Origin of the sequence: Halovalidus salilacus, from assembly GCF_031852275.1 — an archaeon.
In the GTDB taxonomy this organism is placed as follows: domain Archaea; phylum Halobacteriota; class Halobacteria; order Halobacteriales; family Natrialbaceae; genus Halovalidus; species Halovalidus salilacus.
In genome coordinates this window covers 4,090,118-4,106,534 of sequence record NZ_CP134700.1, presented here as the reverse complement: position 1 = coordinate 4,106,534, position 16,417 = coordinate 4,090,118, and the positions used below count along the sequence as shown (strand labels likewise).

General features: G+C 64.7%; 13 protein-coding genes and 1 pseudogene. 7 read left to right on the top strand and 7 right to left on the bottom strand.

Features of this window, described 5'->3' with window-relative positions; translation table 11 throughout:
• Window positions 1-94: 94 nt before the first annotated feature.
• Complete coding sequence (locus RJT68_RS20160; protein ID WP_407038298.1) at window positions 95-2,008, top strand: oxidoreductase; 1,914 nt, start codon at window positions 95-97, stop codon at window positions 2,006-2,008.
• A gap of 35 nt (window positions 2,009-2,043) precedes the next feature.
• Here the strand turns inward: RJT68_RS20160 and RJT68_RS20155 are convergent, their stop codons facing one another.
• From RJT68_RS20155 to RJT68_RS20140, 4 genes are all read right to left on the bottom strand, one after another.
• On the bottom strand, window positions 2,044-2,862 hold the full coding sequence (locus tag RJT68_RS20155; protein WP_407038297.1) for a mycofactocin-coupled SDR family oxidoreductase: 819 nt from the start codon (window positions 2,860-2,862) through the stop codon (window positions 2,044-2,046).
• A gap of 67 nt (window positions 2,863-2,929) precedes the next feature.
• Window positions 2,930-3,688 carry a glucose 1-dehydrogenase gene (locus RJT68_RS20150; protein ID WP_407038296.1) on the bottom strand — a complete coding sequence of 253 codons (759 nt, stop codon included), beginning with the start codon at window positions 3,686-3,688 and terminating at the stop codon, window positions 2,930-2,932.
• 238 nt (window positions 3,689-3,926) lie between these two features.
• Window positions 3,927-4,268, bottom strand: coding sequence for an SDR family oxidoreductase (locus RJT68_RS20145; RefSeq protein ID WP_407038295.1), 342 nt, complete (start codon window positions 4,266-4,268; stop codon window positions 3,927-3,929).
• Window positions 4,150-4,518, bottom strand: a complete 369-nt coding sequence (locus RJT68_RS20140) for an SDR family NAD(P)-dependent oxidoreductase (protein WP_407038294.1) — start codon at window positions 4,516-4,518, stop codon at window positions 4,150-4,152. Before RJT68_RS20140 ends, RJT68_RS20145 begins: the two co-directional genes overlap by 119 nt.
• On the opposite strand from RJT68_RS20140, the gene RJT68_RS20135 reads away from it, so the two are divergent.
• The 4 genes from RJT68_RS20135 to RJT68_RS20120 all read left to right on the top strand — a co-directional run bounded on the left by RJT68_RS20135 (window position 4,478) and on the right by RJT68_RS20120 (window position 9,509).
• Window positions 4,478-4,777, top strand: coding sequence for an acyl-CoA thioesterase family protein (locus RJT68_RS20135; protein ID WP_407040432.1), 300 nt, complete (start codon window positions 4,478-4,480; stop codon window positions 4,775-4,777). The two genes, RJT68_RS20140 and RJT68_RS20135, sit on opposite strands and share 41 nt — an antisense overlap.
• A gap of 414 nt (window positions 4,778-5,191) precedes the next feature.
• Window positions 5,192-7,159, top strand: coding sequence for an oxidoreductase (locus RJT68_RS20130; RefSeq protein ID WP_407038293.1), 1,968 nt, complete (start codon window positions 5,192-5,194; stop codon window positions 7,157-7,159).
• Window positions 7,156-8,193, top strand: a complete 1,038-nt coding sequence (locus RJT68_RS20125) for an electron transfer flavoprotein subunit alpha/FixB family protein (protein ID WP_407038292.1) — start codon at window positions 7,156-7,158, stop codon at window positions 8,191-8,193. Before RJT68_RS20130 ends, RJT68_RS20125 begins: the two co-directional genes overlap by 4 nt.
• Window positions 8,190-9,509 carry an FAD-dependent oxidoreductase gene (locus RJT68_RS20120; RefSeq protein ID WP_407038291.1) on the top strand — a complete coding sequence of 440 codons (1,320 nt, stop codon included), beginning with the start codon at window positions 8,190-8,192 and terminating at the stop codon, window positions 9,507-9,509. Before RJT68_RS20125 ends, RJT68_RS20120 begins: the two co-directional genes overlap by 4 nt.
• 168 nt (window positions 9,510-9,677) lie before the next feature.
• On the opposite strand, the gene RJT68_RS20115 is transcribed toward RJT68_RS20120, so the two are convergent.
• The gene (locus tag RJT68_RS20115; protein ID WP_407038290.1) at window positions 9,678-11,363 is read right to left on the bottom strand and encodes a flavin-containing monooxygenase; all 1,686 of its coding nucleotides are present in this window, start codon (window positions 11,361-11,363) and stop codon (window positions 9,678-9,680) included.
• Between the two features lie 239 nt (window positions 11,364-11,602).
• Window positions 11,603-12,427, bottom strand: a pseudogene (locus tag RJT68_RS20110) (IS5 family transposase).
• Window positions 12,428-12,776: 349 nt separating this feature from the next.
• Between RJT68_RS20110 and RJT68_RS20105 the strand changes: the two are divergent.
• Together RJT68_RS20105 and RJT68_RS20100 are read left to right on the top strand one after the other, a co-directional pair.
• The gene (locus RJT68_RS20105; RefSeq protein ID WP_407038289.1) at window positions 12,777-13,067 is read left to right on the top strand and encodes a ferredoxin family protein; all 291 of its coding nucleotides are present in this window, start codon (window positions 12,777-12,779) and stop codon (window positions 13,065-13,067) included.
• Window positions 13,068-13,167: 100 nt separating this feature from the next.
• Complete coding sequence (locus RJT68_RS20100) at window positions 13,168-14,025, top strand: electron transfer flavoprotein subunit beta/FixA family protein (protein ID WP_407038288.1); 858 nt, start codon at window positions 13,168-13,170, stop codon at window positions 14,023-14,025.
• Window positions 14,026-14,047: 22 nt separating this feature from the next.
• Here RJT68_RS20100 and mftF read toward each other — a convergent pair whose 3' ends face one another.
• Window positions 14,048-16,411: a mycofactocin biosynthesis glycosyltransferase MftF gene (gene mftF, locus RJT68_RS20095; protein ID WP_407038287.1), complete on the bottom strand. Its 2,364-nt coding sequence runs from the start codon at window positions 16,409-16,411 to the stop codon at window positions 14,048-14,050.
• Window positions 16,412-16,417 lie beyond the last annotated feature (6 nt).

Here is a 16,417-nt window from a genome sequence, read left to right as displayed (position 1 = left end):
TGTCCCGCGAATCGCCGCTCGAACGGACGACCGCTCGCGCCCCGACGTTTGCCGATTCGGCATTTTAAAGGAGAGCTACGTATTACCACATCGCATGACTCTCCACGAACCGGGGTCTATCGGCGACCTCGAGGTTCCGAACCGCGGGGTCTTCCGGTCGGTCCGAACGCGATTCGTGTCCGACGGCGTTCCGACGCCGGAGTTGGCAGCACACCTCGGCGCCCGCGCGAACGGCGGTGCCGGCCTCGTCGTCGGTCCGGCACAGATGCTCGTTCACCCGTCGGCGAGCGGTCCGTCGTACGTCGACGCGTATGACGACGACGCCGTAGACGCCCTCGCGACGGTCGCCGACGCCGTTCACGACGCCGGATCGGTAATCGTCGGACAGCTCACCCACACCGGCGGCGAGGAGACCGGCGACTGGGAGATGCAACCGCAACTCGCCCCGTCGGCGTCGCCGTCGGACGCGGCCTACGAGATACCGAAGGCGATGGACTCCGCCGACGTTCGATCCGTTCGGGACGGGTTCGTCGCGGCGGCGAAGAACCTCGAGGCGGCCGGGTTCGACGGCGTCGAACTGAACGCCGGACCGTACTCGGTCCTGCGGCAGTTCCTATCGCCCCGGTACAACGCCCGGACGGACGAGTACGGCGGCGACTGGGAGGGTCGCGCCCGATTCGTCAACGAGGTCCTCGCGCGGGTCGGCGAGGCCACCGCGGGCCCGGTCGGCCTGCACCTCTCGCTGGCCGAACTGGAGTACGGCGGCTACGAGTTCGACGACATTCCGGCGCTGCTCGCCTCGCTCGAGGGGTTCGATTACCTCTCCTGTACGGTCGGCACCCGGGCGACGTTCGACCGTACCCACGCGGGTCTCGCCGCCGCGGCGCCGGACCTGCTCGAGCCGATTCGCACGGCCGTGGACGCCGTCGACATTCCAGTGGTGGGGCGCCAGCCGCTGACGACCGCGGCGGACGTCGAGCGCCTCTTCGACGCCGGCGTCGACTTCGTCGGCTTCACCCGGCAGCTGCTCGCCGACGAGCGGACCGTCGAAGCGATCGGGGAGGGGAAACGGCACGACCGCTGTCTCGAGTGCAACCAGAAGTGTCTCGAGGGGGTCTACGGGCACGCACACGGCGGACACGTGGAGTGCGTCGTCAATCCGCGGACGGGCCGCGAGCGGGACCTGCCGCCGATCGCGGATGCGGAACCGGCGGCGCTCCCCCGGCGGGTACTCGTCGTCGGCGGGGGACCCGGCGGCATGCGGTTCGCGTCGGCCGCGGCCGACCGCGGTCACGACGTGACGCTTCGGGAGGCCGCCGGCGAACTCGGCGGACAGCTCCGACTCGCCGCCCGGGGACCGCTCGAGCCGCTAGCGCGCGCGAAAGAGGACCTCGAAGCGGCGGTGCGGGAGGCGGGCGTGACGGTCGAACTTGAGTCGCGGGTGACCGCCGACTCGATCGAATCCGACTGGGACGCCGTCGTCGTGGCGACCGGCGCGACCCGACCGGACCCCGACGCGTACGACTTTGAAGGCGACGTGATCGACGCGCTCGACGTCCTCGACGGCGCGTCGGTCGACGGCGACGTCCTGCTGTTCGACGACAACCGCTGGGTGATCGCGTTCCAGACCGGACTGCGGCTGGTCGAGGAGGCGACGACCGTCGAGGTAGTTACGACCGATCACTACCCCGGATTCGCGACCGAGCAGCCGAACCTCCCCGGCTTCGTCGCGGCGCTGCAGGCCGGCGGGGCGACGTTCAAGGGTCATCACACCCTCGAGGCGGTCGACTCCGACGGGACGGCGACGCTGCGGAACACGTTAACCGGCGAGCGGTCGACGCGGACGCCGGATACGATCGTCGTCGCCGGTCGGCGCCGAGCCGACGAGAGCCTCTACCTCGAGCTACGGGACCGACGAGACGGGGTCTACCGCGTCGGGGACGCGGTGGCACCGCGGAAGCTCGACCGCGCGTACTACGACGGCGAACTGCTCGCTCGTCGCCTCTGAACGATCCGAACCGCCCTCGGACGCCGCATCCGCCGTCACTTCGCGGTCATCCCCGCGTCGACGGGCACCACGACCCCGGTGACGAACCTGGCGGCGTCGCTCGAGAGCCACATGTACGCCTCGCTCACGTCGACGGGATCGACGAGCTGCTCGTCGACGATGTTCATCGATCCGCTCGCGTCCGAAACGCCGGTCAACGCCTCTTCGCCGACCGTTTCGAGGATTCCGTCGATCATCGGCGTGTCGACCCCCGTCGGCGCGACGCAGTTGACGGTGACGCCGTGCTCGGCGAGTTCGAGCGCCAGCATCTTCGTCAACCCGACTACGCCGTGTTTGGCGGCGGCGTAGTGTCCCGATCCCCTGGCGCCCACGAGTCCGGCAGTCGAGGAGGTCGACACGACTCTGCCGCCGTCCCCGCGCTCGACGAAGTGGCGGGCGACATGTTTCGAACACAGCCACGTCCCCTTCAGATCGATCTCGAGGAGGTCGATCCAGCGACGCTGATCCATCTCCACGAGGTCGGCCACGTTCCAGACGCCCGCGTTGTTCGCGAGGACGTCGATCTTCCCGAACTCGTCGAGCGCCGCCGCGACGGCCGCTTCGACCTCGTCCTCCTCGCGGACGTCCGCCCGGAGCGGGAGCGCTCGCTGTCCCCGCGCCTCCACCGCTCGGACCGTCTCCGCGAGGTCTTCCTCCGTTGCGAGCGGGTACTGACCGGTCTCGATCGACCCGCACCGGTCGACGACGACGACGTCCGCGCCGTGGCGGGCGTACTCGATCGCGTGCGATCGACCCTGGCCGCGTCCGGCGCCGGTCACGACCGCGACCCGGCCGCTGAAATCGTACTGTACCATATCAGTTTGAACCGCCTCCGTTCCGAAGGCCGTCGTGGCTACGTCGCCGTTCTACCGACACCGACGATCACAGCGCCATGAAGCCGCCGTCGACTTGGAACAGTCCCCCCGTCGCAAACGAGGCCTCTTCGGAGAGAAGCCACGCGACCGCGTTTCCGATCTCCATCGGTTCGCCCATGCGACCCAGGGGTGCCATCTGGACGAACTGTTCGAACTCCTCGGGGTTCGCCTCGCGGAACCGATCGGACACCGGCGTGTCGATGACGCCGGGTGCGACGGCGTTCACTCGGATCCCCTCCTGAGCGTACTCGACGGCGGCGGTGCGGGTAAGTCCGAGGATGCCGTGTTTGGTCGCGACATAGGGGGCGTCCCCGGCCCCCGTCTGTCCGGAAATTGACGAGGTGTTGACGATCGCGCCCTCGCCGCTCTCCAGCATCGCCGGGATCTCGTGTTTCATACACAGCCAGACCCCCTTCATGTTCGTATTGACCACCCGATCCCAGTTCTCCTCCGTGTGCTCGGCGGTGGTCGCGCTCTCACCCTCTACGCCGGCATTATTGTGCACCAGCTCGAGCGACCCGAACTCCTTGACCGTCTCCTCGACCATCCGTTCGACCGCTGTCTCGTCCGAGACGTCCGTCTCGATGAAGCGTGCGACGCCGCCGTCGTCCTCGATGCATGCGACCGTTTCCTCGCCGCCCTCGACGTCTACGTCGGCGACGACGACGTTCACGCCCTCCTCAGCCAGGCGCTCGGCCGTGGCTCGACCGATACCCGACGCCGCTCCCGTGACTATCGCCGTCTTCCCGCCGATGTCGTATGACATGCGTTATCCATAACCGGGCGACCTCTCATAAAATTACTTCCCTCTCACAGAGCGTCGCTCGGACAGCGCCCTTGAATGTTCCTCGTCCCGGTTTTGGCATCGTTCTCGGTGGGGTGGTACTGCGCCGAGCGCCTGCGTCGACTGGTCTTTAGAGGTCTCTCGACGAAGACGAGAATTACCGTTGGACCGGCGGTGGCCGACTCCTACAAATAGCGCTGTTTGGAAGCGTACCGCGCTGTCAGTGATACCAGTTGGCGACTGTGACGGCATCTACGGTGAGTGCAATCCCCGTACCGTAGCGGGCGGCGTCGCTCGAGAGCCACACGAACGGCTCGTTGACGTCCCGAGCCTCGAACGTGGGCCCCTCGGTGTTGAGGACGTTGGGAGGACCGCCTATCTCGCCCATCTTCTCCAGTATCTCCTCGCCGTAGGTCTCCGACGTTCCGGAGATCATCGGCGTGTCAACGCCCGTCGGACAGCCGCAGGTGGCGGTGACACCGTGATTGGCAAGTTCGAGCGCGAGGGTCTTCGTCAGTCCGATCACTCGGGGCTTCGATGCGGTGTTGTGGTCGGCGCTCACCGTACCGATGCGTCCGGCGGTCGACGGCGTCGAGACGACCTTGCCGCGTCACCACCGTCGACGAAGTGTCTGCCGACGTGCTTTGCACAGAGCTAGGGCCCTTGAGATTGGTATCAATCAGCTCGTCCATCTCGATCGGATCCAATATTGTCACGATCCCAGCGTTGTTCGCGAGGGTGTCGATCCTACCGACCCGGTCAAGCGCGTCCGTGACGGCCGCCTCGACGTTGGCCTCCTCACGGACGTCCATCTCGAGCCGCGAATTTGACTACGTCCCGCCGGTCGTAAACGTGGACGTGAACTATCGGGACTCGACCTGGGTCGACGACCGCGTGACAGTCGCCCTCGTGCCATCGCTTGGGACGACATCGGTCACCTACAAGGTCACCCGGACCGTCGAGGGCGACCTGGTGTTCGACAGAAGCGTGACGACCGCGTTCATCGACAAAGGGACTCATGAGCCAATTCCGATTCCGGAGGCGTTCGGAGGAGCGGTCGAACAGTTCTAGTCGCGGTAGCTGTCGGACGACCGTCTGACGATCGCCTTCCCAGTGATTCAGCGTGGCCGTGACGCACACGTCTCGAGCCCTCGATCCACCACGTTGCTGGTATTTCACCCGTAGTAGAAGCCCCGCCGAATCACGCCGTCGGCGAACGTCCCGCCGGTGTCGATATCTACTGTCGTTTGCATTCGTGTTTTCGGATTCTCGCTATTGTGTCCAGCGAGTCAGCACCCCCGCTACCAATGCGCAATAGTGTTCGTCTCTGTCACCCACGATATTATAAATTATTTATCAAATACAGGTTCGCTCTCCTTGCATCTGGTGATAATACGAGATGCAGACGGGTCGCCCTCATCGTTTTCCACCGCCGGGTGACGGTTCCGTCGGTAGAACTTTATCCGTGCCCCTGTTCTCTGTCCAGTGTCAACGGACATCATGAGTGATCTGCTCTTCACACCCAAGTCCATCGGGTCCGTGACCGTCCGGAACCGGACGGTCTTTCTCGCTCACGAGACGGGATTCGCCGAGGACGGACTTCCGACCGAACGGGACGCGGCCTACTACAAGGCACGGGCACGAGGCGGGGTCGGCCTCATCATCGGCCCCTCAAGCATGCTCGTTCACCCGAGCGCGTCGAACCCGATGTACGCGTCAGGGTACGATCCAGCGGTCGTCCCCCGACTTGAGATGATCGCGGATGCGTGTCACGAACACGGGGCGAAAGTCTTCGCCCAGTTACAGCACACGGGTGCCGAGGACTCCGGCGAACACGCGATGCGCGAGACGTGGGCGCCGTCTGCGGTCCCGACGGGCTTCGGTTACGAGATGCCGAAACGGATGGAACGCGATGACATTGAGGAGGTAAAACTCGGATTCGCCAAGACCGCAGAACACGTCGAGCGCGGCGGCCTCGACGGGCTCGAACTCAAGGCAGGCCACGACGGAATCCTGCGTCAGTTCCTGTCGCCAAAGTACAACCGCCGGGAGGACGAGTACGGCGGCTCCGTCGAGAACCGCGTCCGCATCGTGAACGAGATCGTCGACGCGATCCGCGATCGGGTCGGCGAGGAGTTTCCGGTCGGGATCCGGCTAACACTCGACGAGATGGAAGACGGCGGCTACGATTACGACTACGCGGTTGAGGTCATCCGCTACCTCCACCCGAGCATCGACTTCATCGACTCGGACATCGCCACCATTTCGAAGCTCTACGTCACCGACGCGCCGATGCACGCTCCGCTCGGGTACACCCAGGAGTACTACGCCGGCGCCCGCGAACTCGTCGACGTGCCGATCATCGCCGCCGGCCGGATCAACGATCTGACGAAGGCCAACGACATCCTCGAGGAGGGTCGGGCGGACTTCGTCGGTATGTGCCGACAGCTCATCTGCGACGCGGACACTGTCCGGAAGGTCGAACGCGGAGCCGACGACGAGGTAACCCACTGCATCGCCTGCAACCAGAACTGCCTCGGCGGGATCCACACGAACGGGCATGTCGGCTGCATCCAGACGCCCCGGTCGGGACGCGAGACCGAAATCCCGCACCTCGAGGACGTCGACGGGGCGGCGTCGCGACGGCGAATCCTGGTCGTCGGCGGCGGGCCGGCGGGGCTGTCGTTCGCGGTGACCGCCGCGGAGCTCGGACACGACGTGACGATCCGGGAGCGAGAGGCGCAACTCGGCGGCCAGTCGAACATCGCGACGCGGATCGACTCCAGGCGCGAGTTCGGCGACGCCGTCCGCAACCTCCTGAACCGGCTCGAGAACCGCGACGTGACCGTCGAAACCAGCGTCGAGGTGACGCCGGAGGACGTCGACGCCGACCGGTGGGACGACGTCGTCGTCGCGACGGGCGCCCAGGAGCGACCGCCCCAGTTGCCGGGCCCGAACGTCCACTCCTCCTGGGAGGTCCTCCGGGGCGAACCCGTCGGGGAGTCGGTCATCGTCTTCGACGAGAACAAACACACCGGGGGCGTCGGAGTGGCCGAACAGCTGGCGGTCGAGGGACGCGACGTGTCGTTCGTGACGACCTCCTACCACCCCGGCGACCGGCTCGAGGGGACGAACGTGCCCCCGTTCCTCGAGACGCTGTACGAACACGATGTCGAGCTGATCGAGCACACGACGATCATCGGGTTCGGGGACGGCGTCGCCCAGCTGATGAACGTCTACTCGGAGGAGATCACCGCGCTCGCCGCCGACTCGCTGGTTGTCGCGAACCGCCGCGAACCGCGATCCGGGATCGCCGACGCGCTGGAAGCTCGGCTCGACGCCGATTCGGTCCACCGGATCGGCGACTGCGTCGCGCCGCGGTTCATCGACAAGGCGATCTACGACGGGGAGTTGCTCGCCCGGGAGATGAGCAGGGAGGTGACCGCGCGATGACGGGCCCGATCTGGGCGATCCCGACCGCCGCCGACGATCCGATCATTCACGAGGCCGACCGGCTGGCGAATCGGCTGGAGGACGAGGGGGTCGTCGAGGACCGGCCGCGGGTGACCGCCCTCTGGTTCGAGGGAGCGGGGGAATCGCTCGACCTCGAGTCGACGACGGCTCGAGTCGACGAACTCGTTCGTCTCGTGCGCGAGGACGGCTCGTTTCGGTCCGGTTCCGCGGGCATCCGCTCCCGTGCGAAGGCGCTCCGTTCGCTCGCACGACAGGACGAGCAACCGATGGCCGTCGTCCTGCCGAGTACACCCGACGGGGACGACCTCGCGGCCGCCGCGGCGACCGAACTTCGCGGCGGGTGCGTCACCGACTGTCTGCTCCGTATTCGAGACGGGGAGCTCCGCGCGGGTCGGCCCGCGTACGAAGACCGTGCGTACGCCGGGATCTCGTTCGACCGAGGCGTTCCGGTCGTCTCGTTGAACGTCGACGTCCTCGGTCGTCCGACCGAGCGGACGTCCGCCGACGCTCCACCCGAACGGATCCACCGCGTCCGCCTCGAAGACGCGGACGAGGGCGATGGCGAGGGCGCCATCCGTCGCGTCGACGTCCTCGAGGTTCCCGAGCGGGACCTCTCTCGGACGAACCGCATCGTCGCGGGCGGATACGGCCTCGACGGCCCCGACGGCTTCGACGTGATCGACGACCTGGCCGACGCGGTCGCCGCGTCGATCGGCGCGTCGCGCCCGCCGGCCGACGAGGGGTGGGTTCCGTACGACCGGCAGATCGGCGTGACGGGGAAGGAAATCGACGTCGACCTCTACGTCCCGTGTGCGATCTCCGGCGATCCGTACCACATGCGGTCGGTCAACGCCGATCACCTAATCCCGATCAACAGCGATCCCGACGCCACGATCTTCAACGCCGCCGACCTCGGCGTCGTGGGCGACGTCTTCGAGTACGGACCGGTCATCGCAGAGGCGATCCGGGACGCGAGCGAGAAGGCGGTCGAGACCGAAGAGGTGACGCGATGAGTGCGGACGGCGCCTCGTTCGACGTCGTCGTCGTCGGCGCCGGCCGCGCCGGAGCGGCGGCGGCGTACAAACTCGCCTCCGAGGGGATCGACGTCGCCCTCGTCGAACGCGCGAAGCAGCCGGGGATGAAGAACGTGACCGGGGGCGTCCTGTACGGCGAGGTCGTGGCCGACCTGATCCCCGAGTACCCCGAGGAGGCGCCCGTCGAGCGCCACGTCGTCGAGCACAACGTCAAACTGCTTCACGGGGACGCGGAGGTCGGCATCGGCTACCGGGATCAGGATCTCCGCGAGGAACCGAATTATACGCTGATGCTCGGCAAGTTCGACCGGTGGTTCGTCCGGAAGGCCGAAGCGCAGGGAGCGGTGTTCATCCCCGAGACGACGGTCGTCGACGTCACCCAGACCGCCGACGGGGCTGTCGTTCACACGGATCGACCCGACGGGGACATCTCGTGTCGCGCGGTCGTCGGCGCCGATGGCGTCAACTCGACCGTCGGTCGCGCGACCGGCATCCGGCGGACGATACGCAACGACGACATGGCGCTGTCGGTCAAGAAAGTCATCAAACTCGATCGAGAGACGATCAACGAACGGTTCAACCTGAACGGTGACGAGGGTGCCGCCTACATCTACACTGGATTCCCCGAAGGTGCGCCGACCATCGGCTACTTCATCTACACGTTCGACGAGCACATCTCCGTCGGCGCCGTCGGGAGCCTCGAGGTGCTGCGCTGGCTCGGCGACGAGGGGTACGGCGAAACCGGAACGCCGCTGTACTCGCTGCTCGAGCAGTTCATGGAGCTCGAGACGGTCCGGCCGTACGTCGCGGGCGACGTCCTGCAGGAGTACCAGGGAATCCTCGTGCCGGAGTTCTCCTACGACACGCTTCCCGACCGGGCGGACCGGCGAGTCGCGCTCGTGGGCGACGCGGCCGGACTCGTCCTCAACAAGGGGTACACGTTCCGCGGGCTCGACTACGGCGTGAGCAGCGGCGTCGAAGCGGCGAACGCGGCGATCGAGTGCCGGCAGAACGGCGACTGGGACACCTTCGGGAACCGGTACGACCAGCGCCTCGTGGACTCGTACGTGCTCCGGGATATGAAACAGCACCGCCACCTCCCGGCGTTCCTCGAGAACGAGCGGATGTACGACGCCTATCCGGGGATGGCGGTCGAAACGCTTAGGGGAATGTACTCCTCGAGCGCCGACGCGGACGGCCTGACGTGGCGACGCGCGTGGCGGGCGTTCCGCCGAAGCGACGCGAGTCTCAGGGATCTCCTCTACGACGGCTACCGTTCGGTTCGTTCCCTCTAGCGAGGACGCTCTCGCTTCGCCTCTCTAATTAACCTTCGGTCTGAGGTTCGCCTCGAGCCGGCTCGCGTTCGCCGGACGGGTTCCCCTCGAAAGACTACGCCGAGAGATATCCGCCCCAGTGCATAGAAGAGAACCGGACGTCCCAGTATTGGACAATATCGCTGATCCTCAGTCCGCTACCGTCGATTCGAGGGAGCGTCTCAGTTCGAAGCCTTCGTAATCGTTTTCGGCAACCTCCTCGCATCGCTCGCGGTACGCTTTGAGGCCCCCGGGGTAGATGAGGAACGTGCTCTCCTTCCCGGGGATGTTGGCGCCCATGTACCAGGACTCCGCCTTCGGAAAGAGCGTCTGGTCGGCCACTTCGCTGTTGTGCGCGACCCACTCGTCCTCCGCCTCCTCGGTCGGTTCGATGATCGAGTAGTCGTTGTCCAGCACGTACTCGATGCAGTCGGAGATCCACTCGACGTGCTGTTCGATGGCGACCGTCATGTTGGTGAGCACCGACGGGCTCTGCGGTCCGGTCACCGTGAACATATTCGGGAATCCGTGCGTGGCGAGTCCGAGGTACGTCCGCGGACCCGCGTCCCACTTCTCCTCGAGCTTGATTCCGTCGCTCCCCCGAACGTTCAGTCGCTCCAGCGTTCCGGTCACCGCGTCGAAGCCGGTCGCGAAGACGATCACGTCGAGGTCGTGGTGAGAATCGGCGGTCTGAATGCCGCTCTGATCGATTCGTTCGATCGGGGACTCGTCGACGTCGACGAGCTCGACGTCGTCCCGGTTGAACTTCTCGTAGTACCCATCGTAGGTCAGCGGCGGGCGTTTGGCTCCGTATGGGTGGTCCGTCGGGACGAGTTTCTCGGCGATGTCGGGGTCGTCGACGATCTCGCGGATCTTCGATCGGATGACCTCGGCCACTCTCTCGTTGGACTCCGGGTTTACCATCACGTCCTCGAAGACGTTGAGGAGCGCCTGCGCGCCCTCCTCCCACGCCTCCTCGAGGGTCCGCTCCAACTCGTCCTCCGGGGCTTCGTCGACGGACGAGTACTTGGTCTCGAAGCCCAGCCCGTCGTCGGATGCGTGCGCTCGCTCCCACCGTTCGTCGTAGTTCTCGCGAATCTCCTCCCAGTTTTCGTCGGTGAGCGGTTCGTTTCGCGAGGGAACGCCGTAATTCGGCGTTCGTTGGAAGACCTTCAGATGGTTGGCTCGCTCGGCGAGTCGCGGCATAACCTGGATCCCCGTCGAGCCCGTCCCGATCAGCCCGACGCGTTTGCCGCTGAGGTCGACGGACTCCTCCGGCCACTTGGCGGTGTGATACCACTCGCCCTCGAAGGTCTCGATCCCGTCGAAATCGGGGAGGTACGGCGTCGAGAGACAACCGACGGCGGGAACGAAAAACTGGGTCGAGATCGACGACCCGTCGTCGGTCTCGATCTCCCAGGTTTCCCTCTCCTCGTCGAAGACGGCCGACGTGACTTCCGTGTTGAACTCGATGTCCTTCCGGAGGTCCAACCGATCTGCGACAAATCGTTGGTACTCCTGGATTTCGGACTGTTCAGGGAACTTTTCGCTGTATTCCCACTCGTCTCGCAGTTCCTCGTCGAACGAGAAACAGTAGAGCCAACTCCTGCTGTCACACCGGGCGCCGGGATACTTGTTCCAGTACCAGGTACCGCCCACGTCGTCGGCCTTGTCGATAACTTTCACCGACAGCCCCAGCTCGTCGCGTAAGCGATGAAGCATGTAGAGGCCCGAAAAGCCCGCACCGATAACGATCGCGTCGACATCCGTCTCCTTCTCCGGCTCGATACTAGTGGTCTGGTCGTCTCTAGCCATCGGCTTGCACCTAGTTGCCATGATATGGCATAGCATATATTATTATTGGTTTATTATCTGATTGGTATCTCGTGATATCTAGATCGGACGGATCCGCCGACGCGTTCACCCGGCTGGTATCTCTACTGCATGCATTTGACAACGCGACGGAACGCGCTCAGAACGAGCGAATCGGTGAATTACCGGAAGTACCGCCACTCGAGCCACGCTCTGGTCGGTTCCGACGGCCGTGGTGAATCGCCATACGGCGCTTGATTTCACTAGTTGACGGCACGCTTGATGTTGTAGACGACACACATCAGCACGATTTCACGGAACTCACGGTACCAGCTTCGCGCACGCGCGGCGTCTCCGAGCGTGCGCTTGATCACGGAGAAGACAGTCTCAGATAACGCTCTCTGGCCGGAGAGAGTCCCATCGATCACGCGCGTTATGCGCGGATCGATGGGACGGAACTCTCGATGCTTGATCAGCGGTCTTATGTCCTCTTCCCAGAGTTTATCACGTAATCGTTGCCAGTCATAGCCCTTGTCAGCGGCAAGGCTGTGCAACTCGCCCGTGTTGTGGTGGGCGAGTTGCCAGCCGATCTGCGTGTCGTGACGTTTCTCGGTTGTACAGTGAACGTCGAGGATAGCTTGTGACTCAGTATCGACGAGTGCGGTGGTTTTGAGCGTCTGAACACGATAATTCGTCCGTCGATAGTAGTGTTTGCTCGCGTTTTCGCGGTCGAAAAATGTCGCGTCCATCGCAGCGTGACCAGATGGCTCGTGAAGCTGCGCCGACAGGCGCAGCAGCACTCGCTAGACCACCATCTTGATCCTGTCAAACGCCTTGACTAGCGTCGAGTGATCTGGGAAATCGGCCTTGAGAAGGCTGATCTCCGCCAATATTTCTGGCATCTCGCTCAGAAGATCGAGCGCTTCGCAGTAGGATTTCTCCAAGTAAATCCGGAGACAAGGCAGCGAAATGACGGCATAGTCGGCAAATCCGCCGCCCCGCAGGGTGGCGGCGGATTCGCCTCGGTCACCAACAGCACTTTTAGTCAACGTCACGACCTTCCCAGTAAAGAGGGAAATTTTGGACATGAACCATCCGCCGCTTCCCGCTTCAACTCCCTAGTCGTGATGGATCAAGTCGGCGCGGTCTGGCGATTAACCAGAGCCGTTCCGACGAAAAGAGCGCCGCTTCGATCCTGGTGAAGGCGTAGCAGTGGACCCGGTTCTCGGCGGCTACTCCGTACGGTGTCCCCCTGTCGGGACTGAGAGAACAGAGAGGAGGCGGTCGGCGAGACGATCGAGCAAAATCCTCGACGGGGCGACCCTCGCGTAATCGCAAGAACAATTACCACGGAGAGGGATGAGTGATCTAGCACGGGAGTATGCGTATGTCACACACGACGAGAACAACCCCGCCGCGAGAACCGAACCGCCGAGTATGAGCGTACAGGACGACCTCGAGACAGTGAACTGGGACGTCAGCGACGAGGCCCACATCACCGTCGACAACGACGAGTGCGTAACGTGCGAGGACAAACCCTGCCTTCACCTCTGTCCAGCCCAGTGTTTTGATTACCAGGAGGAGCAGACGGGCGGCATCTACTTCGCGTACGAACCCTGCGTCGAGTGCGGCGCGTGCATGGTCTTCTGCGCCAACGATCCGGAGAAGGGTGCAGTCTCCTGGTCGAAAACCGAGGGTGGAAAGGGCGTCGAATTCGACTTCGGGTGAGCCGCGTGTCGCGCGAACCAGATGCGATACTCGACGTCGGCCCCGGCGTCGATCGCGACCTCGACGGAACGATTCCGGCCGCCGGGAGGTGGCAGTCGAGATGAAAGTCGCCGTCGGGGTCCGTCCCTCACCGCACCGGCTCATCGACGACGGCGGAACGGCGCGACCGTACCGTCAGCAACTGAGCGTCGCCGACCGCGTCGCGGTCGAAGCGGCCCTCGACACCGCCGAGACCGTCGTCGCCGTCGGAATCGGCGGCCGCCCGGCGAACGACGCCGTCAGAACCGCGCTCACGATGGGCGCCGACCGGGGCGTCCACGTCTCCTTCGATCCCATCGAGGGGATCGCCGGCGAAAAGTACGCGCGCGTGCTGGCCCGCGCGACCGCCGTCGAAGACGCCGACGCGCTGTACGTCGGCGAACGCGCTCCGCTGATGGGTGTCGAGGCGGCCGGGCTGGCGGCCGCGCGACTTGAGTGGCCGAGCGCGACCCGAGTCACGACGATCGGGGCCGACGACGTCGCCGCGGACGACGAGTTTGCAGCCAACGAACTCGCTGTGCAGCGGAAGCTCGAGATCGGTCGCCAGGAGGTCCTCGGCATCTCGTTGCCGGCGGTTCTCGGTATCGATAGCAGCTTCGCGAATCCACGACGGGCTTCTCTGGAGACGGCCGTCGCCGGTCGTCGGGCGGAAATCGAGTCGATCCCTCTCGAGGACGTCGCACCCGGAGAGAATCGATTTTCGATGAACGTGGGAAATGTCACGATTGAACGTGTCGCTCCTCATGAAAGATGGGGGCGAGGAGAACCACCCCGCGGTGGAACGGTCGAGGAACGCATTTATCGAATGCTCGGTCGCGACTCCGACGAGGGTCGTTCGGGTGGAGAGGTGATCAACGCACCACCCGACGAGGCCGCCGAGCGTGTCGTCGAATACTTGCGGGAACACGATCTCCTCTGATGGAGGAATCGAACTCGACCGGCTACTTCTCCGTCACCTCCTCGATACCCCGTCGGTAACTCGCGACGCCGTCATCGGTCGAACCGTCGTAGCGTTCAACCGGACGAATCGCTCGAAGGTGACATCGATCTCCCCACTCCCGAATGTGCTCGAGAACGAAGCCCCGCTCGCGGAGGAATCCTTCGACGTCGGTCGGCGACCCGCCAAAGGTCTCGAGCGCCGTCGAGTGGATCTCGCAGTAGACGAGTCGACATTCGGGCTTGGAGAGGGTCCCGTCCAGTCCGTGAAGGACATCGAGTTCGGCGCCCTCGACGTCGATCTTCACGACCGTCGGCGTCGGCAGATCGGCACGTTCGACGAGGGTGTCACCCGCCGTCACCTCGACGTCGATTCGGTCACAATTCGCCTCCGCTTCCGCGTTCGCACTTCCCGAGACGAGCGCACTCGTCCCCACTCCGGCTCGATCTTCCAGTACCTCGAATAACTCAATTCCGTTGGTTGAACTGAGTGCTTGCCGCACCACGTGGGCGTCAATTCCGTTACGCTCGAGGTTCGCTGCGAGAGTGCTCGCGTTCGTCGGGTGGGGCTCTACCGCAATGACGTGACCGTCCTCTAACGTGGAACCGGCAATACACGAGTAGAGGCCGACGTTGGCACCGACGTCGAGAACTACATCGTCGGACTCGAGTCGACTGATAAGGTCGGCAAGCATTGACCGTTCCCCTCGAAGTGTCTCATCGTTGAACCACCACGATTCGGTCGTGGAGTGCACTCGGAAGCGAACTCGAACCCCGCCGACGGAAATCGTTCGGACATCTGTTTCGGAGCTGAGCGCCGCTACGATGGGGGCTGCGAGAGTTGTCGTAGCGGCGGCGAGCGGTCCCGTAACTCGAAATCGGTTCAGCGGTGAGAGGTGGGCGAGCGTCCGGTGAACGATGGCGCCTCGATAGACTCCGCACTGGTACCCGAGGTGATCCGCGAGGTAGAGCTTAGCGTACATCATCGGTGAAATCGACGGCCGTTTGACGGTGTATTCCACCAAGGCGGGGAAAACGACCACTCCGACCACCGCCGCGAAGCTCGCGACCGCCATTGTCGGTTGCTCCGCAACAAGGAAAACAAAAGCTATGAGCGCGAGCGGCCCGCTATAATATCGCGTCACCTCCTTCGAAACCGCATAGAGTCGTGATATCGCTTCGCGGCCGCGGCTCCGGAGAACCGTCTCGAGCGTAATCATGGTTCGGAGACGTTGATACCCGCGTACTATCGGAACCGACGAACCGATAACCGCGAGAGCGCCGAAGGTAGCCGTGACTAATGGTGACGGTCGTTTCCAACTTCCGACAAGCATTGTGAGAATGGTGATCACGGCGAGGATCGGCTCGCACGGCAGTGAGACCCGTTCCCCGTACTGGTAAGTGCGAGCCAACAGCGCCTCGGATCCACCGTAGTCGCCTCGGCGACGGGCGAACGCCCGCACTTCGTCGCGGTAGTCGTGTTCCACGATACCGTCCGCGGCGTAGACGACGTCGTACCCCTGTTCGATGGCGCGCCAGCAGACGTCGACGTCCTCGGCGACGTTTCGCTCGGGGAACGGAACTCGCTCGAGGACCGACCGGCGGGCGAGGAGATTCGCCGTCGGCAGGTATGGCGTCGCGCCGTCGGGGTCGACCCTGGACGCCGACTCGCCCATGTCCAGCGAGGAGTTGATCCCCTCGTATGCGTCGACGGTATCGGTTCCGTGGGGGCGAACTCGCCCGCCGACGACGTCGTGTTCGGCGAGGCACGGAACGAGCGCTGAGAGCCAGTTCGGCCGGGGACGACAGTCGGCGTCGGTGAACGCGACGATGTCGTGTCGCGCGGCGTCGACACCTCGATTCCGCGACGCTCCGATCCCGAGGGGTTCGGCGGGCGAGCCGACCGAAACGATGCGGAGCCACCCCTCCGCGAGCCGGTGGGCGCGCGCGGCCTCGAGCGTGCCGTCCGTCGATCCGTCGTCGACGACTACGACCTCATACTCGGGGTACTCGAGCGCCTCGAGGGCGTCTAGACAGTCGAGCAGGTGGTCGCGGTCGTTCCTGACGGTGACGACGACCGAAACCGGCGGCGCGAACGACTCGTCCCGGCCCGGAGCCCACTCGAGGAAGCCGCGCCGGTGTAACTGGTCGAGCAGTCGGGCCGCCGCCTCCGGATCGACGCCGGCTCGGGCCGCGACGTCGGCCGGCCTTTCGAACGTCTCCGTCTCCAGTGTGGCGATGACGTCGGCCGCGGCCGCGTTGAGTCGCGTGACCGCCAGCGGCAGCGTCGAAATTAGTGCGGTCCCCCGCGTGGAAACGTCCTCCCTGCGGCGGTACCTCCCGGACGACCGCCTGTGGTTCCTGACCATTCCTCG